The organism is Serratia marcescens, assembly GCF_006715005.1.
Taxonomy (GTDB): Bacteria; Pseudomonadota; Gammaproteobacteria; order Enterobacterales; family Enterobacteriaceae; genus Serratia; species Serratia montpellierensis.
Genome location: NZ_VFMJ01000002.1, coordinates 22,354 through 45,082 on the forward strand (window position 1 = coordinate 22,354; position 22,729 = coordinate 45,082).

27 protein-coding genes are annotated in these 22,729 nt (G+C 55.5%); 5 read left to right on the top strand and 22 right to left on the bottom strand.

What is annotated here, in order from left to right; translation table 11 throughout:
* Positions 1 to 4 precede the first annotated feature (4 nt).
* The 7 genes from pilM to mobA all read right to left on the bottom strand — a co-directional run bounded on the left by pilM (position 5) and on the right by mobA (position 5,510).
* On the bottom strand, positions 5 to 469 hold the full coding sequence (gene pilM, locus FHU12_RS26745) for a type IV pilus biogenesis protein PilM (protein WP_141973143.1): 465 nt from the start codon (positions 467 to 469) through the stop codon (positions 5 to 7).
* A 113-nt stretch (positions 470 to 582) separates the two neighbouring features.
* On the bottom strand, positions 583 to 1,623 hold the full coding sequence (locus tag FHU12_RS26750) for a toxin co-regulated pilus biosynthesis Q family protein (protein ID WP_185742379.1): 1,041 nt from the start codon (positions 1,621 to 1,623) through the stop codon (positions 583 to 585).
* Positions 1,624 to 1,700: 77 nt separating this feature from the next.
* Entirely contained in the window at positions 1,701 to 1,982 is a 282-nt protein-coding gene (locus FHU12_RS26755) for a hypothetical protein (protein WP_141973147.1), read from the bottom strand.
* A gap of 516 nt (positions 1,983 to 2,498) precedes the next feature.
* Positions 2,499 to 2,699: a TraY domain-containing protein gene (locus tag FHU12_RS26760; RefSeq protein WP_072270311.1), complete on the bottom strand. Its 201-nt coding sequence runs from the start codon at positions 2,697 to 2,699 to the stop codon at positions 2,499 to 2,501.
* Positions 2,700 to 2,815: 116 nt separating this feature from the next.
* Positions 2,816 to 3,091, bottom strand: a complete 276-nt coding sequence (locus FHU12_RS26765; protein ID WP_060442014.1) for a hypothetical protein — start codon at positions 3,089 to 3,091, stop codon at positions 2,816 to 2,818.
* Between the two features lie 123 nt (positions 3,092 to 3,214).
* Complete coding sequence (traI, locus tag FHU12_RS26770; protein WP_141973149.1) at positions 3,215 to 5,170, bottom strand: TraI/MobA(P) family conjugative relaxase; 1,956 nt, start codon at positions 5,168 to 5,170, stop codon at positions 3,215 to 3,217.
* A gap of 7 nt (positions 5,171 to 5,177) precedes the next feature.
* Positions 5,178 to 5,510 (bottom strand): plasmid mobilization protein MobA, encoded by a 333-nt coding sequence (mobA, locus tag FHU12_RS26775; RefSeq protein ID WP_060432402.1) that lies wholly within the window; start codon positions 5,508 to 5,510, stop codon positions 5,178 to 5,180.
* A 243-nt stretch (positions 5,511 to 5,753) separates the two neighbouring features.
* On the opposite strand from mobA, the gene FHU12_RS26780 reads away from it, so the two are divergent.
* On the top strand, positions 5,754 to 6,056 hold the full coding sequence (locus tag FHU12_RS26780) for a molybdopterin-guanine dinucleotide biosynthesis protein MobC (RefSeq protein WP_185742380.1): 303 nt from the start codon (positions 5,754 to 5,756) through the stop codon (positions 6,054 to 6,056).
* A gap of 59 nt (positions 6,057 to 6,115) precedes the next feature.
* On the opposite strand, the gene FHU12_RS26785 is transcribed toward FHU12_RS26780, so the two are convergent.
* From FHU12_RS26785 to FHU12_RS26845, 13 genes are all read right to left on the bottom strand, one after another.
* Positions 6,116 to 6,943: a DUF932 domain-containing protein gene (locus tag FHU12_RS26785; protein WP_141973151.1), complete on the bottom strand. Its 828-nt coding sequence runs from the start codon at positions 6,941 to 6,943 to the stop codon at positions 6,116 to 6,118.
* 58 nt (positions 6,944 to 7,001) lie between these two features.
* The gene (locus tag FHU12_RS26790; RefSeq protein WP_141973153.1) at positions 7,002 to 7,292 is read right to left on the bottom strand and encodes a hypothetical protein; all 291 of its coding nucleotides are present in this window, start codon (positions 7,290 to 7,292) and stop codon (positions 7,002 to 7,004) included.
* 849 nt (positions 7,293 to 8,141) lie between these two features.
* A complete protein-coding gene (locus FHU12_RS26795) occupies positions 8,142 to 8,939 on the bottom strand; it encodes an N-6 DNA methylase (protein WP_141973155.1) in 798 nt (265 codons plus the stop codon).
* 54 nt (positions 8,940 to 8,993) lie between these two features.
* A complete protein-coding gene (locus FHU12_RS26800) occupies positions 8,994 to 9,254 on the bottom strand; it encodes a hypothetical protein (protein WP_089197786.1) in 261 nt (86 codons plus the stop codon).
* Positions 9,255 to 9,414: 160 nt separating this feature from the next.
* Positions 9,415 to 9,879 carry a protein TraE gene (locus tag FHU12_RS26805; RefSeq protein WP_141973157.1) on the bottom strand — a complete coding sequence of 155 codons (465 nt, stop codon included), beginning with the start codon at positions 9,877 to 9,879 and terminating at the stop codon, positions 9,415 to 9,417.
* Between the two features lie 558 nt (positions 9,880 to 10,437).
* On the bottom strand, positions 10,438 to 11,214 hold the full coding sequence (locus FHU12_RS26810) for a plasmid SOS inhibition protein A (RefSeq protein WP_089197788.1): 777 nt from the start codon (positions 11,212 to 11,214) through the stop codon (positions 10,438 to 10,440).
* Complete coding sequence (gene psiB, locus FHU12_RS26815) at positions 11,160 to 11,600, bottom strand: conjugation system SOS inhibitor PsiB (RefSeq protein WP_141973159.1); 441 nt, start codon at positions 11,598 to 11,600, stop codon at positions 11,160 to 11,162. Before psiB ends, FHU12_RS26810 begins: the two co-directional genes overlap by 55 nt.
* Positions 11,601 to 11,641: 41 nt before the next feature.
* Entirely contained in the window at positions 11,642 to 13,699 is a 2,058-nt protein-coding gene (locus FHU12_RS26820; RefSeq protein ID WP_141973160.1) for a ParB/RepB/Spo0J family partition protein, read from the bottom strand.
* Between the two features lie 86 nt (positions 13,700 to 13,785).
* Positions 13,786 to 14,076 carry a ribulokinase gene (locus tag FHU12_RS26825; RefSeq protein WP_070914217.1) on the bottom strand — a complete coding sequence of 97 codons (291 nt, stop codon included), beginning with the start codon at positions 14,074 to 14,076 and terminating at the stop codon, positions 13,786 to 13,788.
* A gap of 671 nt (positions 14,077 to 14,747) precedes the next feature.
* Entirely contained in the window at positions 14,748 to 15,146 is a 399-nt protein-coding gene (locus FHU12_RS26830; RefSeq protein ID WP_185742381.1) for a DUF1380 family protein, read from the bottom strand.
* A 58-nt stretch (positions 15,147 to 15,204) separates the two neighbouring features.
* Positions 15,205 to 15,630, bottom strand: a complete 426-nt coding sequence (locus FHU12_RS26835) for an antirestriction protein (RefSeq protein WP_094887923.1) — start codon at positions 15,628 to 15,630, stop codon at positions 15,205 to 15,207.
* A 424-nt stretch (positions 15,631 to 16,054) separates the two neighbouring features.
* The gene (locus tag FHU12_RS26840; RefSeq protein ID WP_060432392.1) at positions 16,055 to 16,276 is read right to left on the bottom strand and encodes a YubE family protein; all 222 of its coding nucleotides are present in this window, start codon (positions 16,274 to 16,276) and stop codon (positions 16,055 to 16,057) included.
* A 16-nt stretch (positions 16,277 to 16,292) separates the two neighbouring features.
* A complete protein-coding gene (locus FHU12_RS26845) occupies positions 16,293 to 16,937 on the bottom strand; it encodes a DNA methyltransferase (RefSeq protein WP_141973164.1) in 645 nt (214 codons plus the stop codon).
* A 369-nt stretch (positions 16,938 to 17,306) separates the two neighbouring features.
* Here FHU12_RS26845 and FHU12_RS26855 point away from each other — a divergent pair, with 369 nt between their 5' ends.
* From FHU12_RS26855 to FHU12_RS26870, 4 genes are all read left to right on the top strand, one after another.
* Positions 17,307 to 18,317 (top strand): LacI family DNA-binding transcriptional regulator, encoded by a 1,011-nt coding sequence (locus FHU12_RS26855; RefSeq protein ID WP_141973168.1) that lies wholly within the window; start codon positions 17,307 to 17,309, stop codon positions 18,315 to 18,317.
* 145 nt (positions 18,318 to 18,462) lie between these two features.
* A complete protein-coding gene (nhaC, locus tag FHU12_RS26860; RefSeq protein ID WP_141973170.1) occupies positions 18,463 to 19,902 on the top strand; it encodes a Na+/H+ antiporter NhaC in 1,440 nt (479 codons plus the stop codon).
* A gap of 1 nt (position 19,903) precedes the next feature.
* A complete protein-coding gene (locus FHU12_RS26865) occupies positions 19,904 to 21,079 on the top strand; it encodes a MalY/PatB family protein (RefSeq protein WP_376698872.1) in 1,176 nt (391 codons plus the stop codon).
* A gap of 202 nt (positions 21,080 to 21,281) precedes the next feature.
* A complete protein-coding gene (locus FHU12_RS26870) occupies positions 21,282 to 21,572 on the top strand; it encodes a helix-turn-helix transcriptional regulator (protein ID WP_070914201.1) in 291 nt (96 codons plus the stop codon).
* A 199-nt stretch (positions 21,573 to 21,771) separates the two neighbouring features.
* Here FHU12_RS26870 and FHU12_RS26875 read toward each other — a convergent pair whose 3' ends face one another.
* Entirely contained in the window at positions 21,772 to 22,014 is a 243-nt protein-coding gene (locus FHU12_RS26875; protein WP_070914200.1) for a plasmid partition protein ParG, read from the bottom strand.
* 2 nt (positions 22,015 to 22,016) lie between these two features.
* Complete coding sequence (parA, locus tag FHU12_RS26880) at positions 22,017 to 22,640, bottom strand: ParA family partition ATPase (RefSeq protein WP_060432385.1); 624 nt, start codon at positions 22,638 to 22,640, stop codon at positions 22,017 to 22,019.
* Positions 22,641 to 22,729: the final 89 nt, after the last annotated feature.

Genomic DNA, 22,729 nt, shown 5'->3' on the forward strand with positions numbered 1-22,729 from the left:
GAGATTAGTTGAGGTACACCAGGCTGCCGTCAGTAATGCTCGCCGGCACATTGACCTGCATGTCATTGCCAACGCTGTCGATAAGTCGTCTTCCGACGACTTTGCCAACCAGCGCGGAATGTCGGCTCTGCGCCAACAATGCCGCCATCAACCCAGGTTGATCTGGCTGATAGACATACACACGACCAGCCTGCAAAACATTGCGCAACCCTCCAACGGATGACCAGCCGAAGGCGCTATCGGGGATCACACCGTCTTTTTGTGCAGGGTTGATATAGCGCCAGTCATTGATGTCATTGATGTAACGGACGGTTTGAATAGCGCGCTGACTCAGCGTGCTATCCTGCAGCTGAGTTCCAGCCTGGTCATGGGGAGAAATGTTGACCCACACCAGGAACCCCAGAAATACAGATAAAATCCAGTAAAACATCAGATTACCCTCCAAAGCACTATCCAGAATATGGTGCATAGGACGATCACGCCGACGTTCACTTTGCCGCGATAACTCATGCAAACCTCCAGGAGATAAGGCTGCGAATGCAACCTCTGAACAGAAGGGGAAGGGATCTTACTGAATGTCCATCAATGGATTTCCTTATCATCAACCGAGATGACACATTGGACATGGCGAATACCGGCATACAATGGCACTTTCGCCGTACCGTATAAGGTGAACAGACTATTCAACGCATCCCGGAAACTGCCTTCAAACTGGAGTGGGGCGTCGATGCGGTAATTCACCGATGTCAACCAGGCGACAGTCCAGTTAGCGACACCAGGGGTAGAACACTTCTCTGCCGCCGCCCAACTGAAGAGGGTATCTTTCAACGTGCTCCCCGCTTCGATCCGCCAAACCTTTGGTTTAACGACCGATTTGGGCAGTGTTAACGAAGCTGTAGTTTTTACCGCCGGGGTTGGGCTCGAGGTGACAACCGGCTTGCTGCCACCAAATGGATTACGGCCAGATACCACACTGCCTTTCTTATCGGTTACCGCTGGGGTTGAGGTCGGGGTAACTGATGCGCTTTTAGGCAAATTTGCAGCCACGGCGCCGGGAGTAAATTCAACAGATTTGGCCGCGACGGAAATCCGTTGGGCTGACCAATCGACCAGTGCGACCTTGCCCTGTTGCTGCAGCACTTCATCCAGCACAAACGGCCACTGATCGTTACCACGCCATTGCAGTGAAGTGCGGGCATCCGGTTTAAGCTCTTGAGAGAAAGTCACTTGCCATCCAGGCGGGGTGATCTGCCGTATAGCCTGACGGAGCGTTGAAGCTTTGCCCGGTTTGGCAAGCGTCAGACTGGCTGGCCGCTCTCCGATATAGCGGATAGCCTGCAGGGTGGGTACCGGCTGACCTGCAAGCGCCCTGGGCTGAATGACCTCCGGCTGACGCCTCAACGATGTGGCTGCTGGCCTGGACTCAGAAACCGCTCGCACCGGTTTTAAACGAACCCGGCTGGCTTGGGCCAGATCCGCCTGTGCTCGCTGAATTATCGGTATTTGCTCCTGGATCAACGAAGTCACAAACTCTTGAGCCGGAACGCGCGGCGGCGAAGATGGGCTAATAGCACATCCACTCAACACCACCGGCGCCAGGGCAACGGGGAGAAATATTTTCAATAGAGTCACCTCAATTACGCAGTGGGATAAACAGGAAAAAAGACAGGGGATATTGCTGAATAACGATGTCAGGAAGTTTATTTAGTAACACTTCGGCAAAGAATATTTGCACAGGCCACCGCACGCTCAAAAGGCCGGGTGTGCGATGTAGGTAGAGAGGGGGTTATAGCGGAGGATGAGAGCCTGTACTTTTTCTTAACCTGCACTTTTGTATTGCCCAGATAAAATAACGTATCGCGTCTAACTCGCTTTCTTTTACGCGATCTGTTTATTTTCTCTATATCAGGGGCAATTTGTGGCGATAGTTCGGAGAAATCACAGGAAAAATTTTGTGATGAGTTTAACTTTCCTTTTGCCATCAACATCTCCTTATCCGAATGTAAACTGCTGTTCAGGCAAGCCCACTCGTTAGAATGGACTTGCACAAATCTCTTTTGCGTCAGCACCCTTTCACTGCCAGTGTTGCCCGTTCACGCCCATTCACCCCGCCCTCGCGGGTGGTGCTAATCTTCTCTACAGGCAGATCGTACCCATAGATACATTGCATTTTTGCATAGGGGTCTTAACAGTTACAGAATGCTGTCCGACTTTCCATTCGGGGTTACTCCCATTGAAAAATAACATAACCGCTAAGCGGATAATGTGTATAAGTAACCCCGGTTGTTAAAAAGCGGGCACCACCTTTTTTCAAAGGCCACGAGCACCCCATCCCAACGGACGAATTATTCATTTCGTGATAATACCTCACGGGCAATCACCCAAAATTCAAAAGATTCCAGGTAAAAGAATGCCCTGCGAGTTAACGCCATATATTTTTATAATCACTAAACAAACTAATAAAATAGAGTTCCCTGGTGTTGGATCTCTATAGGGTGCTACTTGGATTCATCAGAAAGGAAACGGCGGCCAGGCACCGCAATATCTGTAACTGTTTTTAGATGATCGGCAAGTCGAATTGTCGCCTCTTTAACTTTGCTACGACCTGAGCGCTTTGCGGCCTGAGTCAGCAACCGATTAACATCAGGGCTCATTTCGATAACGGTCTGTGCGGCTTTCCATTGTGACTTATCAGTCATTTATTATAATTCCCTACATCTTCAAAAGAATTATGGCGAGATTAATCCTTTATCCTAAAATGCGAAACCCCCTTTAAAAGGGGGTTGACGTATTTGTTAAAATGTGAAACTAAGATTCAATTTGGTTGCAGGGTGTCAATGGCTATCAACAACTCAAGGTTTAGCTTAAGCTGGATCGCCGTCCCCATCGTAGATATCGACGTTAAGTGCATTCGATGACATGCAGCTTTGAGAGAATCTTTGACAGTGTCCTCGGATACGTCTCGAAGCTGTGCAATCGTTCCCACAGGGATTCCTGTCGAATACATATAGGCGGTGGCCAACTGTGTGAGTGTTAAATCCGGAAAATACTTGTGTAATGCCTTAAATTGGCTAGGATCGATGGCAGCCATGGCAGCCTCCCGTACAGGTTGTTATGGTTAGCTGGTTGTACAGGCCTTCAACCCTGTACAATCAGCGGCTAATAATATGATTTACATTAATTATCTCGCTTTACTTTTTATCTACTGCTCTGTTTAAGGACGTGGTCCCCAATACGAATTCACTGTTGGTGCATCATCGTCGCGATCGTCAGCTTGACGAGATCCAGCAGGAGCGTCATAACCCATTTCTGGTCTAACGTGGCGATGCTCGAGAACCTCGGAGCGACCGCGCTGCCAGTTGTCTGTCGGCCCGAACACCTCTTTTTCTTGCTGGTAATTCAGGCGACAGCCCTCAAGCAGTACGCGGTCAACGAAATCGTCGGTGCCAACAATTTCAACTCGCTCACCACTTTTCGTGCCGGCAATCTCTGCAGCCAGGTGGTAATTCGCGGTGTCCTCGTAATCCTCGAACCCCGGCTTAATCTCAACCTGGTCACCACGATCGACTACACCGACAACCCCATCCCGCAGGTATTCAATTGTACCATTCCGGTGCAAGCGAGTTGCATGGGTAGACCGTTCGAGCACCGGTGAGTCATCAGCAACACCAAACACCAATACGCTGTCTTTATGCTTATTCGGTACGGCGGCTTTCGCTTTACGCTTCTCACGATACGCCCATCCACGCAGTTGGCTAATAGCGGCAACATCACCCGTTAAAGCTTCGCGCTCCACCCAGGAACGGTAAGACAACGGGCGATATTGGCCAGACTCAAACAGCCTCTTACGTTCCTCACGGATCTGAATTCGTAGCTCCGCTGTTGCTTTCATTCGCTCGAACTCGGCAACGCGATACATCAGTTTTCGCAGCAGAGGGTCGTGGTAGCTATGGCGAACATTACCCTTCATTGCCTGATAATGTGCGGCAAGTTCCTGATAGCGTGCTTTCACGTTCAAGTCAGGTTTTACCCATGTATCGCGGTATTTTTTATAACGCAATTTGAGGTCATCGCGTGCAGCAGCCCTTTCTTCACGACGCTCTTTTCTCGCCTCCCGATCGCGCACCTGGAATGCGGGTTGGTAGTGATCATATATCGCATACGCCCCCTCTTCCTGGTCATCAGATTCAAAGGCTGGAGCAGATTCGTAAGGACCAATGTAGGGTTCCAATCTGAATTTAGTCAGCGTTGGATGCACATCAGAAGCCTTAACCACAATGCTATCTGGATGTGCTATATCGAATACGACTAACCCCCCGTTTTGCTCACGCAATGCCAATCCATTTGCATGCATCAAGAGGTGAAAATATTTCCAACTAGCTGTTTTGTTTTTTATGGCGTCGGTAATCTTGGTACGAGTCTTACGTACAGCATAGTGATAAAGACTTTCCTTGCCGGAATATATCTCACGTTTTGCGGCACCTTGAGGCGCATTACGAAAACGCCAAGGCGCACGACGCAAAGTATCATTATCACCCCACACCCAACTGCCGTTGTCTTGTTTGAAACCAAAACGTTTCTCCAGGACACGGCAACACTGTTGTAAGGTGTCTGCATCATTCCACAAATTGGCCGCGCGATACGTTTCAGGATTAACACGATTAACGGCGATATGACAGTGAATATTATCAGTGTCTCGGTGAATACCGGTAACAAACTGATGATGTTCCATCCCCAGCTCTTTCAGGCAAAAACGAGCACTATCAAAAATGTCTTCAGGCTTCGGATTCTCATCTTCTTGCCATGACAAAATGAAATGGTAAACAGGATCTTTGCAATGGCGATTGCTAGCAGAAACCATGCTCATCTCCGCTGCTGCTGTCTCCAGTGAAAAGCAATTTGTTTCACATTCAACGCCCCCGATAATGACTTGTTCTCGCCCATCAGGAAAGCTAGCGACAACCTGCATGGGTGAGAAATCATTACGCCGCTCAATATAGTCTACCAGGCGATCAAAAATGGCCTGACTGGAGCGTGAAGAGGTCTTTGCAATCTTATCGGGCGTGATAACGTCATCAGGTTTTTTCTCATCCCGCAGACTCAGGTAGCCGACCAGCTTCATAAAGCTGGTGCCGCCGTCTCGTCTTTTTGGTGGGATGATAACGTTCATAGTGCCCTTATTCGTTTGCTGGTACGAGATTCAAATCCAAAGCGATGATGGCCTTCTTCACTTCGACCAGTACATCAGAAAACTGCTTACTGAGTTCCTGGGTCATCTGGTCTTGCATTTGGGTGTAGAGGTGTTTTTGTAAACCACCCAAACGAAGAAGTTCGTTCATCAAGCGTGTGTCTGTTCGTGTCATTATCTTCCGGTTCAGCGCGGAGCGCCGCAGTAACTCGGAAGTGCTTATCCCTGCAGCCTTGGCCTTGCCTTTGATGGCCTCAGCCTCCTCTTCGGTGCATCGGATTTGGATGATTATTCCTTTCTGACGCGACTCGCTTTTCGACATAGCTCAACCTCTAACTACTCAACCGGGGTGTCAGGGCGTAGCCCTGACCAGGTGTTTTGCATTATCGACTGCGTGCAGGCGGTAATGACAAAACATTTCCTGTCCGTCATTTTACTACGTCTATCCTTTTTGATGCGAGCTATTTTTCGCCTGATTAGGCGTCAGAGAGGGGGCGGGCTTGGCCTATCAAAGGTGATATGGTTTAATAGAGTTACATCTAAATTGTTAAAATCAGAGGACTACATGGCAGGAACTAAATTTTACACTCAGGAGCAGCTAGAAGAGGCAAAACTGGCGCTAGAATCCTTACCTGATCTGACACCTAACAAAATCAGCAGAACTGAACTTTTGGAATCACTTAAAGAAAACATTATCAGCTTGGCAAAATCAAAAGGTTATACTGCCTCAGAGATTAAATCAGCGTTACAAATGGTAGATGTATCTGTAAGTGAAAAGGCAATATCAGAAATAATAAGGGCCTCAAAAAATCCAGTAAAGAAGAGAGGAAAAAGCCCTGTTAAACAGGTAAACAATCAATCACAATGATAATGGCGGGGTTACCCGCCATATTGATGATTAAATGTATTTTTTGTTATTAAAATTATTCAATCCATTCTTTTTTTGAATTCATCCGCAATCAACCACAACGCACGGTTCAGTTTTATATCACCATCGATACCGTTGACCGCTCGAGTCCGGGTATTTTTCCCGGTCGCGCTTTTACCGAGTAATCCACCTTTAATCATGTTTTCCTGCACGCGCTGGAATGTCGTCCACAAATCATTGCCGTAATCTTCACGCCGACGCGGACGCAAAACTTGCGACGGCGTGATTGGGGATTTATCTTCATACTCGTAGCGATAACTTAACGCCGCCCGCGCAAATAATTCCTGGTCGCGCTCTGACAGTGAAATGCATTTCATGGTATCGAGGTCATTATCGACGCGGTCAAATATGCCGAGCACTTCATACGCGCCCTCAATCACCTGCCCGACCACATCCCCTTTATGCGGAACACGAACATCACCGAACGATTGGCCAAAGACCATTCCATTGGCACAGACATAGCGGAACATGCCGGGGATCATTTGGTAACTGCTGCTCCCATCGTGGCTGTTCAACAATACGATTTCGGGTACTTCCTTATTGCCGGAGACAATCATATTTTCCCGCCGCAGCCGCAGCATGTGTTTGGTATGCCCGCGTTTACTTTCATCCCGAACGCGGGTCTGGCAGGCATAAAACGGCTGAAAACCTTCCTCGCGTAATTTATCGAGCAGCGTAATGGTGGGAATGTAGGTATATCGGTCACTGCGCGAATCGTGTTTATCTTCTGAAAACACGCTCGGCACCACGTTCATTAATTCGTCGTTGGTTAACGGGCGGTCTTTACGGATGGCGTTATAACGGCCAAAACGGGAAGTCAGACGCATGATATTCTCCTTTCTCTTTGAGTAATGCCGGGCAAATGGTTTTTAGACCGGCGATGAATTAACGGTATGAGTGATTGATAGCCAGCTGAAGGTGCAGCCGATAACGCGCATGTTCCCAGGCAGTGACGCCGGTCTTGCCAAAATATGCACCGGCCAAACGCTGCGCCTTAATCCAATGTTGCGCGACGGCATACGCAATTTTCGGTTTATCGGACGGCGAGTTATCGACGCCGTTAAACACCACCCGATCCGTCATCGTGTTAAAAATTTCATACAGCGATTGCGCCAGTTCTTCAGGGGACAAATACACGCCGTGTAATTCCTCCATAAATGCCAGTTGACGGATCATGATGCTTTCCGCGTCGGGGTATTTTCCCGCCCATCGTTTGGAAGATTCTTTGGTGGCGGTGTTGACGTTTTGCGTGTTCATCCTGCTCTTGCTCCTCTCTGGTGGTTATTCCATCGTTCGGTGAGTTCCCTGGCGGCAAAGGGCGACGGAGCAACGGCGTAAGGAGACACGCAAGGGGCGAGACGAAAAGTTTTTACCTGGAAAAAGTTTTCGGTGAAGTGCATTTCACCCCTTGCGGGGTGACGCGACGGTGCTACGAACAGCCCTCCGCCGGGGAACGGCCGTCCGATGGCGCACCGGAAACGCAGCGAGGAGGAACACGGCCGACACGGCGACAAGCCGGGGCGACCTTAGCGTTCCTCGCCTGGGCGAGAAACAGTGAAAAGCGGCGCCGGCATCGCCGGCTGCAAGCGTGCCCATCGCGTGACGGATGGAAGCCCGTCAGGGGGGAGACGGCGTGCCGGCTCCCTGCGCAGCACGACAGCCGGGCCCGAAGGGCACGCCCAGGCATCATGCGGAAACCCGATTCACCGCAGAAATACCGGCAGACGGCAAGGGAAAGATAGAAAAACCGCCACCAGGTCTTTGTGACAGCATACGAGAAGGGAAAGAATGGCCGGTGCCGCAGGCTCCGGCCTTTCGTTCTGTTCGTCCTTTACCGCGCGGTGCTGGCCGGAGTCACCGCCACCGGAAAAAGGGCGGCGTGCCCTCCTCCGTTTCCAGGTAGCACACGGCGTCGTCATCAAACTCCCAGTATTCCCGCCCCGATCGGTAAATTCGCCCGGTAACGGCAGCATGTCGTTTTCTGCCATGCGTTATCGGGCAGGATCGCCCTGCCCGCCTCGGTTGTTAGCGATACATCGGCCAGCGCGTGGACGTCACGCGATACCAAAACGGCGTATACATCTCGCGCTGATACTTCAGTGTCAGGCTGTTGCCGATCACCACGCGCGCCGGGATACCCAGCAGCGACAGCTGGATGTAACACATCCGCGCCGCCACCGGATCGATGTCCACGCAGTCGGCGCGCAGCTGCGTTTGCGGGTTATACCCCCGCGCCCGCATCACTTTTGCAAACGCGATCACCATTCCGCCCGCGCCGCAGGTCGGTTCTGACAGCGTGATATACGGCTCTTTATCCAACGCCGCCAGCCGATCACCGGCCACCAGTCCCGCCATCAGCTCGGAGAGATGAAACGGCGTGAAAAACTGGCCGATGTTGCCGCTGCCCAGCTCCAGCTCCATAAACAGCGAGCCGAGAAAGTCCCCCATGCCCTGATCCAGCCCGATGATCAGCCACGAATACAACTGCGCCATGCGCTGCTGGTCCGCTTTTTCATAACGCTGGATGGTGGCCAGATACTCCGCCTCGATGTCCGGCGACTTTAAAAGCAGATTTTCCAGCGCACAGGCCGTCAACTTCACAAAATCGCTGAATACTTCATAGCGATGGTGATAACGCGCCGTTTCACGAAACGTACTCAAAAACGCCTTACGCGGATCATCGCCGGTGATTGTCCGTTTCCGTCCCGGTACAGGGTCGGCGGTTTTTGACGGTTCGACCGCATCAGCCCTGACGTTTTTTTCCGCCGGGCGCACTGCATCGACGGGCACGGAAAACAGGGCGTCGAAAGAGAGTTGTGACATCAATTAGCCTCCGGGTCAGTGAATAGCCGCCCCGAAACGGGGCGGCTCGCGTTATCAGGCCATTGCCCGCGTTAACTCCAGCGCACGCAGAACGTGCCCCCACTCACTGCCGCGCATTGACGGCACCCGCACCGATTTTCCCTTGCGGACACATCCGGCGATATGACGCCCGAACGACCGCAGATCCGGATCGACGTCGGCCGCCGCTATATCGCCGCGCGCGATCCGCCGCTGGCGCTTCACGTGCTCGCACTCTGCCTGCAGGCGCTTTACATACTCGTCGGTTACTGTCATGATGCTTACATTCGATTTCATGGTTGATCTCCATGCTGATTGATGAATGCCGGCCAACTTTCCTAGGGCTAACCGGCACGAGAGAGCAGGCGAAAGCCTGCTTTTTCATTTCCGGTCTTGTGATGTGATTTCGGTCTGACACATCGTTTCTTCTCCTCTTGTTATGGTGGCTTGCCACCGGTTAAATGCGGGTCAACGTGCCGTAGTAAGGCAACGTGCGGCCATCGTCCCCGCGCCGCATCCGGCCATCGTCTGACACGTCGACGAAAACGCCGGTATCGAGACACAGCCAGATGAAGCCTTTTTGCACAAAGCGATAGCCTGTTGTGCTCAGGCAAACAGAGCGTACAGGCTCGACCTGTTCCACGGCGTACACCGTGCAACCCTTCGCACTGGTTTCGTGCACGAATCGCGCCACTGCATCAAACGGATTGCAGGCGTTGGTGATGTGGCTGCAATTGAGGTTCACCGTGCCCCCGATGCAGGGCGCCGAGAATTTGACAGAAAAGCGGCCGATCTCCTGCGTAACGAACAGGCATGCTTTTACATCCCAATCATCAGACGATCCGTTGACAATGGATTTTTTCCCATATCTTTCAGAGCGTTCCTTCGTGGCGGTTTTGACGTTGACGTTTTGTGTGTTCATGCTGCTTTCCTTCCTGGGTGGTTGATTTATCTCTCGTCGGAACCTTGCGCGGCGAAAAGCTGACGTAGCGACGGCGAACGGGGGAACGCAAGGGCGCCGCTTGCGGCGTGCATTTCACCCTTGCGGGCACGCGGGCGACGGTGCTACAAAAGCGGCCGCGTAAGGGCCGATGAGAGATAACCACCGGTAAGCTGAGCAAGAACACACCCGACACGGCGACAAGCCGGGGCGACCTTAGCGTTCTTCGCCAGGGCGAGGAACAGTGAGAAGCGGCGCCGGCCCCGCCGGCTGCAAGCGTGCCTTTCGCGTCAGCGATGGACGCCCGCAGGGGGGCGACGGCTTGCCGGCGCCATGCGCAGCACGACAGCGCGCCCGGACGCCCAGCGCCGCATCGTTTCGCCAGGCAAGTCGTTCAGAAGCAGCACATCCATGCCCGACCATCACCGCGGCTCTATCAACAGAAGTATTCTCCCCTGCTGAAGGATGAGGCATACCTGACACAGGAATGAGAGAGCAACAAGCCGCAGTGGCGAAGCCACTGCAGCCTGTTGTCTGGGGTTAGCGGCCTACCAGGCGATTCGGCAGCCGCGCCGCGTTATCGGTACGCGCTTCAGCGGACAACTCCGCGCTGATCAGACTGACCTGAAGACGCGCCTCCCAGAACGGCATGTCAGCCCAAAGATAACGATCCAGTTCGGCAAGGCACGGAAACCGCGCCGTCCACGCCAGCACCAGCCCGCTCAAATCATCCTCGGCCAGTCCCTGCTGCTGCGCACGCCGTACCCAGCGGTCAAGCTCGCCCGGCGTGATGAACGCCAGCTCGATTTCCGCCTGCGCCAGCCGCACCTGGTAACGTCGCCGCTTGTGCCGCCGGAGTGTGGCATCGATGCGCGCCTGACGGGTGTGTTTCATCGTCAGCCGGTGTTCGAATCGCTGACGGCGGCGGCGGTTCACTTCAGGGAACAGCGTGTCACGCGTGTCGCCCGGCAACGGGGAATAACAGTGCTCGCCCCGGCTGGCAATCAGCGTGTCGAGCGCGTCAATATAGTCTTCCTTGCGCGTGGCGCGGCGACGATCGCCGGGCCGGTAGGTCACGTCTATCATGCGGATGTCCTTGGCTAAAAGGGTAGGCCGCCCGGTTAACTGGCGGAAAAACGCCGTGGCATAGGGGTAAACGGGTAACCGCCTGCCTGCTTCACGCCGGGCTTCGACCTGTGCGATGGCTTGCCAGACGGCCTGCCGGTACGGGTGCCACGGCACCAGAGCGAGATGATTCGGGATCACAGGCAGTGCCCTCCCATCCGCAGCGCCACTGCCAGCTTTTCCGGCCGCCATAACCCCAGCCGGTAAAAGCCCGCCACGGTATGCAGCACCCGGTTGACCGTGGCCGGGGTGTAATGCTCATCCAGGTACAGCCACGCCAGCGACTGACCGCCGTCAAACGGCAGCGCCATTGACCAGTTCGGCACCTCCGCCCCCGCGCTGCACAAATATAGCGCCGTCGCCTCATCCCCAGCCGGGCTTATCCGGCACACCACCGGCACGCGCCCGCAGAACTCGCAGCCCTCTTCCGCCACCACGTGCCAGCCCTCCGGCACAGCCAGTTGACCCAGCACCGCGCAGTTGAGCATCACCCGATACTCTCTGCCCCGATCGCGGTACTGCTCCAGTTCGTCGGCGCTCATCGCCGTCAGTGTTTCCAGATTGAATGCATTTTTCATCGCTGTTTTCTGCCGCCCACAGGGCGGCAGCTCCCTGTCGGTTACGCGGCGGCGCTGTTGTCAGCGTCCTGTAAAGTGGTGGTGTCATCGGCCACCGGCAGCAGGCACTCCGGCACCCAGCCGCCGGCGGTCAGTTCATCCTCGGCCAGCTGCGCGGCGTCGCCCTTTTTCATCTTGAGCACCGAGGCCGCCTGCGCCACCTTCCCGGCATCAAGTAGTGCATCGCTCATCAGCTCCTTGCTGATGCGCCCGAAGTAATTGGCCTTGGTCGGTTGCCACCAGTCGCGCAGCGTGAAGTCCAGCGCGTGCTCGAGCGGCGTCAGGGCATCGCCGACTTTGCCATCCTTCGCAGGCCACAGCTGCACGGCATCGAGTGACAGGCCGACGCAGTACGACAGCAGCGCCACGACCTCGGCCTGTTCCCACGTCAGCAACCATGTGAAATCGGTATTCCACTCCGGCGGCAATTTCGCCTCCCACTGCGCGTGCAGCTCGGCCAGTTGGCGATCGGCGCGGCTCCCTTCCGCCGTCGGGGCTTTGGTCAGCAGCTCCCCACGTTTTGGGGTCAGGCTGGTTTGGAGCAGCGATCCGGCGTAACGCAAACCGAACACCTTCACGGCCAGCGTGTGGGTGTGCAGCGCCAGCGCCACGGTCGGGTTCTCGACCAGCGCGCCCATCACCGCCAGCGTGCGCTCCGCCGACAGGCTGGTGATCAGCGCCGCCGACAGCCCTTTCTCCTTGGTTTTCGGTGCAGCCGTTTCAGTGGTCGCTGCGCCCTCGCCGTTGTCATCAGCGCCATTCCCGGGGGTTGCTTCGCTCGCCCGCAGCACGATCCCGCGCTGATAAACCACCTCCCCGTCACGCAGAGACGCCACTACCCCGCCGCTGCTGCGCATCGCCTGCGGCCATGAACGGATGATCGCCTGTGCGGTCAACCGCGCAATATCGGCTTCGACAGCGTCGCTCTCGACGTTCAGCGCGTGGGTATCGGTATCGCCATCCGCCGCCTCGAATGCCGCTTCCAGCTCGCGGAACCGCGCTTTCAGCCGGGCGATCTCGGCCTGTTCGTCAGCGGTAAATTCCGGCTGCGGTTCGGCCAGCTCGCGATACAGCTCCGCATCCTCACCCCATGTTTTAATGGCCGAAATGCGCCCTTCCGCCCAGCTCCAGCCCTCGTCCTCGGCCACCTGCTGCGCCAGCGCGTGCAATTTTTCACGGGCAAGACGCTCCAGCATCGCCGGTTCGGTCAAAAAGCCCTCGTCGGTAAACAGGTCGAATTTGAAGGTGCCGCCCGCCGCCTCGTAGATCTCGCGCCCGACGAACGCCAGCTGGTTGTTGTCTCTGGCCGAGACTTCGCCTTTCAGCACCGCCTCGCGCAGGTGCTGCGGGGCAGCCGCCCAGCCGTGCGCGTTGTCCCACACGTCACACTGACGTTGATGATCTTCGGTGGCCGACAGTGCCTGCAACTGGTCGAGGGTGATCTGGTCGTCGGCGAGCGCATCGAGCAGCACCGGCGCCATTGTTGCCAGACGCAGACAGCGTTGAACGTGACGCGTGCTGAACCCCAGCAGATCGCCGATCTGTGCCGGTGTCTGCCCGTCCGCCGACAAATCGCGGAACGCCGTGACCTGATCGGCCGGGTGCATCTGCTCGCGCTGGCTGTTCTCCATCATCGACACCACGCGCGCCATCGCCTTGCTGACGACCAGCACCTCGACCGGGTAATCGTCGGTCACGATGCCGTCCGGGGTGGTCTTGTCGGCGTCGTTCTCCTGTTCCATCAACCAGCGCAGCGCCAGAGTGCGCCGCTCACCGGCGGCGACGCCGTACCGGCCATCTTCCAGCTCGAACACGACCAGATTCATCAGCAGACCGGCTGAACGGATGGAAGCGGCCAGCCCCTCGATCGACGTCTGCGAGGACTTTTTCTTGCGCACGTTCAGGTCAGTCAGCACCAGCTGGCCGAGCGTGGCGGTTTTGCGCACGGCCTTGGCCAGCGCCGCCTCGATTTTTTCCGCAAGCGCGTTTTTCTTGGTTGTAGATTTGGCCGGGCGGGTTGTTTTGCCCTTGGCCGGTAAGGTAGACTCGATGTTAGACATAGTGGTTTCCTCTCAGTTATCACGTGTTGTGCCAGTCCCGATGGCGTCAGGACTGGCGGTGAGAAAGCGGCTGCAATGCCGCTTTTTTATCGCCCGGTGCTCAGGCTCCAGTGGGTCATGGTCATCTGATCGCTGGCGGCCACCGGCCATCCCTTTACGATCCACACCGAAATGGTGTCAAAATCCCCAAAGTCCGCGAATACCTCTTCCGCACCTGCCGGTACGACCGGCGGTTCAATGGTGCCGGTCGAACGACCGCACACCGCTTTCACGTAGCAAAACAGGTCATACACCTGCGGTACGGTCAGGCCACAGTTGGTCTGTGCAGATGCTGCTGTAGGCTTCGTTGTCGCGCTGTTGACGTTTTGTGGGTGCATGTTGCATTCCTCCGGGTGGTTGATTGATGCCGCTGTGAGTATTCGCCGTCGCGAAAAGGCTGAGTCAGCGCGGCGGGGAGCGTCGGCAAGGGGCGGAGACGAAAAGTTTTTTGACCGCAGGGAGGAAAAGTTTTTGGCGGAGTGCATTTCACCCCTTGTCGTTAAGCGAAGCGCTGTGCTGTTATCAGCCGCGACGGGAAGGCTCACTGCAGCAGACGTACCACGGAAGAATGAACGGGCACCCACCCGACACGCCGGCGCGACAGCGGCCGGAGGGGCGACCTTAAAGCGCCTGTGGCGCGGTGCGTTCCCTGCGCGGCGCGGCAAATTTGCCGCTGCAAGCGTGCCCTGGCGTCAGTGATGGAAGCCCGCAGGGTGGCGACGGCAAGCCGGCGCCATGCGCAGCACAACAGCGCGCCCGGACGCCCAGGCACTACCGCATTCGCAAAGTGCCTGGTGAAACAGGAGCGGGAAGAGTAAGAAGAGGAAGAAAAACGATATTCTTGAAAGTACCAGGTAAGAAAGACAAGTCCGGTACATTCTCCGAATGGCAGCGTCGGCGGGCGGCGCAGCCGCGCGCCTCGCCTGCCTGCCGCTGCAAGCGGCACAAGGGGGTTTCGCGCTCACAAGTAAACCACTATGCCGCCCTACATACGCAGGACGACAACAAATCAGAGCTGATTAAGCAAGCCGTCGATGGTGTGCATGGCCTCCCGCTCATCCTCCGTCATTTCCTCGGCGCGGTCGCTATCAAGCCGGTTGGCGGCAAAATGTAACAACCGCTGTAATTCCAGTTTGTTGACCGTTACGCTGCTTGTTGCGGTTCGGGCTTCCACGATCCCCCGCATGACTTCGGCCACAAATTCATGACCTATACCGCGGCGCTGATATTCGTCAATGTCGGTACACCCCATGGTTTCCAGTAATGCCAATACATCCTGAGGGGTGGGGTTGTGCTTCTCCAGAGCATACCGCACTGACTGTGTGTCCCATATCAGCACGGTGATCGGTTCTTCGCTGCCGTACTCACGGAACAATTCCGCTGCCACTTCTTTAACACTGCCGAACATATTATTTTTCCTCATTATTTTTTACAGGGCGGCCATGCCGCCCTCGGTGAAAATCCTGTCAATCCAGCGCGCGAATGATGTCGCCGCGCTCCGGGTGCGTCTCGATGTAGTTCCAAAGTTGCTCTTCCCGCTGCATCAGCAGTTGCACCAGACCGGCATTGCCCCGATCGTGATGCACCCAGCATCGGCGGTTGATGGCCAACGCAGTCAGTACAATGCCGGCGGCGTCGCCGCTGACGGTTTTGTCAAACCAGTTGTCGGCGTTGATCAGGTGTACGCGGTCGCTATCGGGGGCCATATAGCCGCCGCCCTCCGGTAAACGGATGAAGTGCCAGAAACCGCCGCTGTACTGCGGCAGATAGCGATCGGCGAGCGAATACACCTGCATTTCGGCTGAGAGAAAATCATCGCCGAACATATCCGGCAGGAATGACAGACGATCGGATTCGCATACCTGCAGCGTGATGGAATGAGCATGTTGCATGGAACTACCTCCAGAGTTTCAGGGTTCGCGACACCGGCCGGTGCCGTACCCATTCGAAAGGCCGGCCTTGAGGGCGGGGAACAAGGGCGCAGTCAAAGCCGCAGCGCAAGCCCGTTGCGCGGCTGAATGCCCGTAACGGGCGCGAACGGGTGCCGACGGCGAGCATCGCGGCCCTTGTGCCACAACCGTGCCGGACTAGCGTTTGGGGACGGCACAGGCCGTCACCACACCAGAGCGTCAAAGGAAAAGAATTTAGAGAGGTGTGGGCAGGCCCAGCCTGCGCCCGTTGCGGCGCCGGCTTCGCCGGCAAGTGCCGCGTGGCGGTTCAACGGACGCGGGGCGTTCGATGCGCCCCGGCGTTCGCAGGCTTACAGCAAGGCAACCCGGGCAGGTTTCCCCTGCCCGATCGTATCCAGCCTGTCGTTCAATCCTTGAAATGGTGTTCCAGCTCGTTGATCGTCTTGTAAATTTCGACGTAACGATCGTGCGCGTCCCGCAGGATATGGCCGGCAAGGCGCTCTGCCAGCACGTCACTGTTCCAGTAATACGTACTCACCAGTCCCCGCAGCCGCAGGTGCAGATCACACATGTCGTTGGACAGTGCCGCTATCGCGGCGCGCAGCTCTTCATTTCCGGTGTAATTCATCGCTGATGCTCCTCGTTTACGCCGCGTTCAGGGTGCGCAGACGCTGCAAGCGCTGCTGACCGATAGCGTGGTACTGCGCCAAAAGCTCGATACCGATATAGCGGCGGCCGGCCTGGGCTGCGGCGACGCAGGTCGAACCGGAACCGGCAAAGGGGTCCAGCACTATCGCGCCGGGCTGCGAGAACGATTCAATCAGTGGCTGAAGGACCGAGACCGGCTTTTCTGTTGGATGATAACGATTTCCGGTGTACTCCCAGGGCTGAACGTCAGAGCGTGGTTGTGCCGGCAATGCCGGGCGCCCTTTCGCTAAGATATACGCACATTCATGCTGATAGCCGACAAAGGCCGATTTTGAGGCATAAGGTTTTGTAAACACCAGGTGCCCGACAACGCGGAAACCGGCCTGCTTCCAGGCAGCCATAAAGGTATCAACCCGGTTCCAGCCATAGAAACTTACCGCCAGACTGTCGGGCTTGAGCACCCGGAACATTTCACGAAACGCCGGGCGCACCCATTCATCGTTTCTGTCGTTGGCGATACTGCGGCCGCTGCGGTCGGTAAAACCGACCAGGTAAGGGGGATCGGTCAGCACAAAATCGATGCTGTTTGACGGAAAGCCGGCCATCACCTGCACGGAATCACCCAGGACATATCGGGACATAAGGAATACCTCGTCATTCAAGGGGTGCAGGAGGGGGCCAGTACGGCCCCCGTTCCCTGCTGCCCGATGTCATGGCAGGCAGGCACCGCCGCGTGTCAGGCCGACCGTGGAATACCGAGTTGGCGGGTGTATCGCCGGCGAGGCTATGCCGCGAAAGCGGCTTGAAGGCCGGGCACAGCCCGCCGCCACGCTCTCAGCGGGGGCTGCCAATATGTCATCGGGCTGCAGGTGTGCGGTAACCACCGCGGAGGGAAGATCCGGATAAATGATCGGCCGCCGCAAGGCGGTAAGGAAAACGGAGCGTAGCGACATCCTCAGCAGCTACACTTAACCGGGAGTTTGAACAGAAGAAAACCAACAGGATAAGACATGGCCACCATGAAAGACGTTGCGCGCCGCGCGGGGGTATCCGCGGCCACCGTCAGCAGAGTGATCAACAACACCGCCTTTGTTGAACCCGTAACCCGCGAACGGGTGGAGAAAGCAATGCGGGAGTTTAACTATCACCGGAATGCAGCGGCACTGGCGCTGGCAAAGCGAAGCGGCAATATGTTGGGGTTACTCACCGGTAACCTCGATGATCCGTTTTTCTCGCGCCTGGCGCGGGGCGTCGAAGATGTCACGCGAAAAGAAGGCGTCAGGTTGATGGTCTGCAGCGGGGGGCATCAGGCCGAGCTGGAAAAAAGCGGCCTCGACTTCCTGATAAACCAGGGATGTGAGGCTATCGTTGCGCACGTCACCCGAATGAATGAAGCGGACATATTGAGATACGCGGCCCACACGCCGGCCCTGGTTGTGGTCAATCGCTATTTACCCGCTATCGCCAATCGTTGCATATGGCTGGATAATGTCAGCGCCGCGCAAGCCGCAACCACGATACTGATCAACAATGGCCACAGAAAGATCGCCTGCATCACAGCCGATCTGCCGATCGACGATAAAAAACATCGTCTCGAGGGGTACCGTATGGCCATGGCCGGCGCCGGCATCCATGTCCCCGGCACCTGGATCATCAGCGTGCCCTTCAATGAAGAAGGCGGCGAACGTGCAGCTGAGAAGTTATTGGCCAGCGAGCAACATTTTACTGCAGTTGCCACATTCAACGATGTGATAGCCGCCGGCATGATCCGCACCTTCCATCAGAAACAGATAAGAATGCCGGATGACATATCGATTATAGGTTTTGATGACATCGCCCTGGCCAAGTATCTTCATCCTTCGTTGACCACGGTGCATTACCCCGTGGAAAAAATGGCAAGGCGTGCCGCCAGGCTCGCCCTTCAGCTCAACACAGGCATGAATACAGCGCCACAGAACAACCGCTATACCGCTGAAATCATCCTCAGAGATTCCGTAGCACCATCGCAAACAATGACCTGAGCCAACAAGACAAGCGATTTATCTGAGATCTGCATCACATTAACAAACCTCATGAAACCGATTACATGAACACCCATCCGCGCTCACATCCCCTACGAAACTTATTAGTTACGCTTGAGTAATTACCCCCTGACTGGAGTTGTACATGGATGACAAAAAAACGCTGAGCCTGAGTTTAGCGCTGCTGCCCATTGTGGCCATGTTGTTGTTGCTTATTATTGGCTATGGGCAGTTTGGCCTGCGAATAGAGCCCCTTTTATTGGTTTCTGCCGGCATTGCGGCCGCACTGGCCTGGTGGCAAGGTTACCGCTGGGACGACATTATCGATGCGATCGTCTCCAAGCTCGCGAAGGCGATGCCGGTGATCATGATACTGATCTGCGTGGGCGGCCTGATTGGCACCTGGATGATCAGCGGAACCATACCTTACATGGTGTACTGGGGCTTAAAGCTGATCAGTCCGCAATATATCCTGATCGCGGCTTTCTTCATCACCAGTGTGATATCCGTATGTACAGGTACCTCCTGGGGCGCTGCAGGTACCGTCGGCGTCGCCCTGATGGGTGTTGCCGCAGGACTGGACGTTCCCCTGGCCGCTGCCGCCGGCGCGGTTGTCTCGGGCGCCTATTTTGGCGACAAGATTTCCCCGCTGTCCGACTCGACGAACTTTGCGGCCATCGTTGCGGACACCGACCTCTATAGCCATATTCAACACCTGATGTACACCACGCTGCCCAGCTTCGTATTGGCGGCTATCGTCTATCTGATCGCCGGACATACCGGCGTCGTTGGTGACGTGGCTACGCCAGAGAAAGTGACCGCGATAGTCAACGCTCTTGAAGGTCTGTATCACTTCAACCTGTTCTTGCTCCTGCCCCCTGCCCTCGTCTTGTGGGGGGCAGTGACCAAACGGCCGGTGATCCCCATCATGCTGGCAGCATGTGCACTGGCCATTGTCATCGGCGTCGCCGTCCAGGGTTTCAGCCTGCAGCAAGGTTTAAACGCGCTAATGGATGGCTTCAATCTCTCCATGTTTTCCACTCAGGGATTCAACGTAACCGGGATCGTTGACGATGTTCCGCGCTTGCTTAACCGCGGCGGTATGTTCTCTATGATGAGCACCATTCTGCTGGTCTTCTGCGCGTTCTCATTCGCCGGCGCATTAACACTGACCGGTGCCCTGACCATCATCATCAATCGACTGCTGAAGGTGGTACATACGACAGGCCAATTGATTGCCGCCACCGTCGCAACCACCATCCTCGTAACCGGCGCCACCAGTGACGGGAAACTTGCCCTGCTTATACCGGCTGAGCTGTTCAAAGGCGCGTATCGCCGCATGGGGCTGGATAATAAGAACCTGTCACGAACCGTTGAAGATGCCGGTACCGTCATCGAACCGCTGATCCCATGGACGGCGGCGGGTATTTATATGGCGACAACCCTGGGGGTCAGCACGCTGGATTTACTGCCATGGGCAGTCCAATGCTACGCCGCCGTTGTGTTTGCACTGATTTATGGCTTTACCGGCTTCGGCATTGCCAGGACACAGCCTCAAAATGACCTGCAGCAGAAGGATGCCTGACGTGAAGACCAATTTTAACCAGGTAATTAACCGCCATAACACCGGCTCGGTGAAGTGGGACTTTATCGAGCACTATCTCCAGTTGGATGGCAGCGATCTGTTACCCATGTGGGTTTCTGATTTTGACTTCAAGTGCCCCCCTGAAGTCCAAAATGCCCTGCATAGCCGGGTTGACCACGGCATATTTGGCTACAGCGAACGAGACGATCACTATTACCAGGCTGCCATGGATTGGTTCTCAAAGCGGCACAACCTGCAGCTGAAGCGAGAATGGTTTACGTCGGTCGAAGGTGTCGTTCCCGGCCTGGCTCTCCTTATTCAGATGCTCAGTAACCCGGGCGATGCCGTTGTGATACAAGGGCCCTACTACGGATCATTCGCCAAGATCATTACCATGAACGGTAGAAACGTCGTCGAGAATCCGCTGACAGAAAGCCCTCAGGGATATCAATTCGACTTCGCCCAGCTTGAAAGCTGCTTCCGGCAACACACGCCCCCGCTGTTACTGTTGTGCAATCCGCACAACCCTACCGGACGCTGCTGGACACATGACGAACTGACGCAGTTGATGACGCTCTGCCGCGCCCATGGCGTGACCGTAATCTCTGACGAAATTTGGGCAGACCTGCTGCTGCCCGGGCAGACGTTCACATCGGTCCTGCACCTGGATAAGGACTGCCAGGAACAAGTGATTGCTGCTACCGCTGCCAGCAAAACATTTGGATTGTCGTCACTGCGGATCTCGAATTTCCTGATCCCCAATGCCCGGATGCGAGGGGCGTTCATCGAACGCCTCAACGCCCATGGCCTGGATGTCTTTAATGCGCTGTCGATGACGGCAGCCACTGCGGCTTATCAGCACGGCGAGGCCTGGCTTGACGATTTGCAGCGCTATCTGGCTGAGAACCGGCGCTGGTTTGAACAGGCGTTAAGCTATGCCGCGCCCTGGTGCAAAATGACACGGGCGGAAGGCACTTACCTTGCCTGGCTGGATTGTCGCGCCCTGGGGTTGGATGACGATGCCTTACAACAGTCATTGATCCACACATCGAAGATCGCGCCCTCGATGGGCTGCAGCTTTGGCTCCCAGGGGAAGGGATTTATCCGCATCAATCTGGGCTGCCCTCGTCAGTACCTGGAAGACGCAATCAGAGGGTTGGCCAAACTTACCCCTTAAACAACAGGCACCCGACGGCGCAGACCATACAACTCGGGGCCAGATAATAATGATAGTTAGTGCCCAGCTTTGCGTGGGCACACTCAACACCAGGGAAGTCATTCAGGACCCGCATCGACCAAGCATAGGTTCGAGCGGGTACTGACCATCAAGGAACTGTCAGACCACTGACAGGCCGTGGACCACTAGATGGAAGGCTAAAATGGCTGCTGTTGAGACTGCACAATTTGCGCGTTACTTCGAATTATTCCCCGAGTTGACGCCGACACAAGCAATGACCTGTATCCTGTACTCCATGGGATTGGCCATCACGACCATTGCAGACCTGCGCGACGTATCGCCAGAGACCGTGCGTAAAGTGCTGCAGGAGGCGCGCCAAAAACTCGAATTATCCAACCTGGTTGCCGTCACCAGCGCCGTCCAGGTGAGGCTGACTATGGCCATGATGGGACTGCACATTGATCTGCGCGAGGAACGCCCACGAGTGGCGTAACTGTTACTGATTTCTGTATTTAATGAAATGTTATTTTCATTAAATACAGATAATCGTAATGATAGCGTTTCAAACGGTACGCAGGGAGCTACGGCTCGACAGCAATGATGAGTCGTAACCTGCCTGCCCTACCGTCTCATCCTAAACGCAAAAGCGTTTAATCTTAAAATCGCATAATCGTAAAACATTAAATACAGAATTACTCTTTTCCGTATTTATCATATAACAGCTCGCGCACCTCATCGGCGATCTTGGTGCCCCTCAGGGCACAGGCAGACTTGATGGCCTTATGCAGGCTCTCCGGGATATCTATCGTGAGTCGCTTCATTTTCTCGACCGGCTGCGGTGGCGCTTCTTCGACAGCGCGGCTTTCCACCCAGGCATCCGCACTGGGTGCAGGTTTGGTTGGCTTGGCACCGAAAGTCACTTTTTTCCCACTCATACTTATTGCTCCAAAATCTCGTTAACCAGGGCGCCGATCTCTTTTGACGCCGCCGAATCCGGCTCTAGCTCGAACACGGCTTTACCGACCGCCGCCGCTTCAGCGAAGATCACCCGCTGCGACACCGTGGCTTGCAACACCGGTGTTTCATACGTCGACAGCGCCTCGCCGACATCACGGCCAATCGCAGTATTTACGATTTTACGATTAACCGCAAATACAGATTTAAGGTTTTCTTTATAAATCTTGGCTTCCTGGATCAGCGTGACCACTTCCTGTGCCGCCCACACGTCATACGGACTGGGTTGAACAGGGATCACCACTAGGTCTGCCGCCATAATGGCGGAACGGGCCAGATCCGTGACGCGGGGCGGGCCATCGATGATAATGTGGTCATAATCCTGGGTGAACTTGCCGATATCCTTGTGCAGCGTGGCGCGCGGCAACCCTAGCACAGGGAAAGCGGACGCATCTTCCCGTGCTGCCGCCCAATCCAGGGCGCTGCCCTGAGGATCGGCATCAAGCAGCAATACGCGCGCGCCATCCGCCGCCAGACGGGCAGCAATATTGACGCTGAGAGTGGTTTTGCCAACTCCCCCTTTCTGGTTCAGTACAGAGATAATCATCAGGCACTCCTGGTATGGGTGGTTACGATTTTCAGTAAAACCGTATTTCTGCAAACTAACAATTACGATTCAATTGCAGTGTATGCATA

What these genes read in the sequence shown, in the direction of transcription:
- pilM (WP_141973143.1), bottom strand. Translation starts at nt 469, where the DNA reads ATGCACCATATTCTGGATAGTGCTTTGGAGGGTAATCTGATGTTTTAC.
- FHU12_RS26755 (WP_141973147.1), bottom strand. Translation starts at nt 1,982, where the DNA reads ATGGCAAAAGGAAAGTTAAACTCATCACAAAATTTTTCCTGTGATTTC.
- FHU12_RS26760 (WP_072270311.1), bottom strand. Translation starts at nt 2,699, where the DNA reads ATGACTGATAAGTCACAATGGAAAGCCGCACAGACCGTTATCGAAATG.
- FHU12_RS26765 (WP_060442014.1), bottom strand. Translation starts at nt 3,091, where the DNA reads ATGGCTGCCATCGATCCTAGCCAATTTAAGGCATTACACAAGTATTTT.
- traI (WP_141973149.1), bottom strand. Translation starts at nt 5,170, where the DNA reads ATGAACGTTATCATCCCACCAAAAAGACGAGACGGCGGCACCAGCTTT.
- mobA (WP_060432402.1), bottom strand. Translation starts at nt 5,510, where the DNA reads ATGTCGAAAAGCGAGTCGCGTCAGAAAGGAATAATCATCCAAATCCGA.
- FHU12_RS26780 (WP_185742380.1), top strand. Translation starts at nt 5,754, where the DNA reads ATGGCAGGAACTAAATTTTACACTCAGGAGCAGCTAGAAGAGGCAAAA.
- FHU12_RS26785 (WP_141973151.1), bottom strand. Translation starts at nt 6,943, where the DNA reads ATGCGTCTGACTTCCCGTTTTGGCCGTTATAACGCCATCCGTAAAGAC.
- FHU12_RS26790 (WP_141973153.1), bottom strand. Translation starts at nt 7,292, where the DNA reads ATGATCCGTCAACTGGCATTTATGGAGGAATTACACGGCGTGTATTTG.
- FHU12_RS26795 (WP_141973155.1), bottom strand. Translation starts at nt 8,939, where the DNA reads ATGTCACAACTCTCTTTCGACGCCCTGTTTTCCGTGCCCGTCGATGCA.
- FHU12_RS26800 (WP_089197786.1), bottom strand. Translation starts at nt 9,254, where the DNA reads ATGAAATCGAATGTAAGCATCATGACAGTAACCGACGAGTATGTAAAG.
- FHU12_RS26805 (WP_141973157.1), bottom strand. Translation starts at nt 9,879, where the DNA reads ATGAACACACAAAACGTCAACGTCAAAACCGCCACGAAGGAACGCTCT.
- FHU12_RS26810 (WP_089197788.1), bottom strand. Translation starts at nt 11,214, where the DNA reads ATGGCGGCCGGAAAAGCTGGCAGTGGCGCTGCGGATGGGAGGGCACTG.
- psiB (WP_141973159.1), bottom strand. Translation starts at nt 11,600, where the DNA reads ATGAAAAATGCATTCAATCTGGAAACACTGACGGCGATGAGCGCCGAC.
- FHU12_RS26820 (WP_141973160.1), bottom strand. Translation starts at nt 13,699, where the DNA reads ATGTCTAACATCGAGTCTACCTTACCGGCCAAGGGCAAAACAACCCGC.
- FHU12_RS26825 (WP_070914217.1), bottom strand. Translation starts at nt 14,076, where the DNA reads ATGCACCCACAAAACGTCAACAGCGCGACAACGAAGCCTACAGCAGCA.
- FHU12_RS26830 (WP_185742381.1), bottom strand. Translation starts at nt 15,146, where the DNA reads ATGTTCGGCAGTGTTAAAGAAGTGGCAGCGGAATTGTTCCGTGAGTAC.
- FHU12_RS26835 (WP_094887923.1), bottom strand. Translation starts at nt 15,630, where the DNA reads ATGCAACATGCTCATTCCATCACGCTGCAGGTATGCGAATCCGATCGT.
- FHU12_RS26840 (WP_060432392.1), bottom strand. Translation starts at nt 16,276, where the DNA reads ATGAATTACACCGGAAATGAAGAGCTGCGCGCCGCGATAGCGGCACTG.
- FHU12_RS26845 (WP_141973164.1), bottom strand. Translation starts at nt 16,937, where the DNA reads ATGTCCCGATATGTCCTGGGTGATTCCGTGCAGGTGATGGCCGGCTTT.
- FHU12_RS26855 (WP_141973168.1), top strand. Translation starts at nt 17,307, where the DNA reads ATGGCCACCATGAAAGACGTTGCGCGCCGCGCGGGGGTATCCGCGGCC.
- nhaC (WP_141973170.1), top strand. Translation starts at nt 18,463, where the DNA reads ATGGATGACAAAAAAACGCTGAGCCTGAGTTTAGCGCTGCTGCCCATT.
- FHU12_RS26870 (WP_070914201.1), top strand. Translation starts at nt 21,282, where the DNA reads ATGGCTGCTGTTGAGACTGCACAATTTGCGCGTTACTTCGAATTATTC.
- FHU12_RS26875 (WP_070914200.1), bottom strand. Translation starts at nt 22,014, where the DNA reads ATGAGTGGGAAAAAAGTGACTTTCGGTGCCAAGCCAACCAAACCTGCA.
- parA (WP_060432385.1), bottom strand. Translation starts at nt 22,640, where the DNA reads ATGATTATCTCTGTACTGAACCAGAAAGGGGGAGTTGGCAAAACCACT.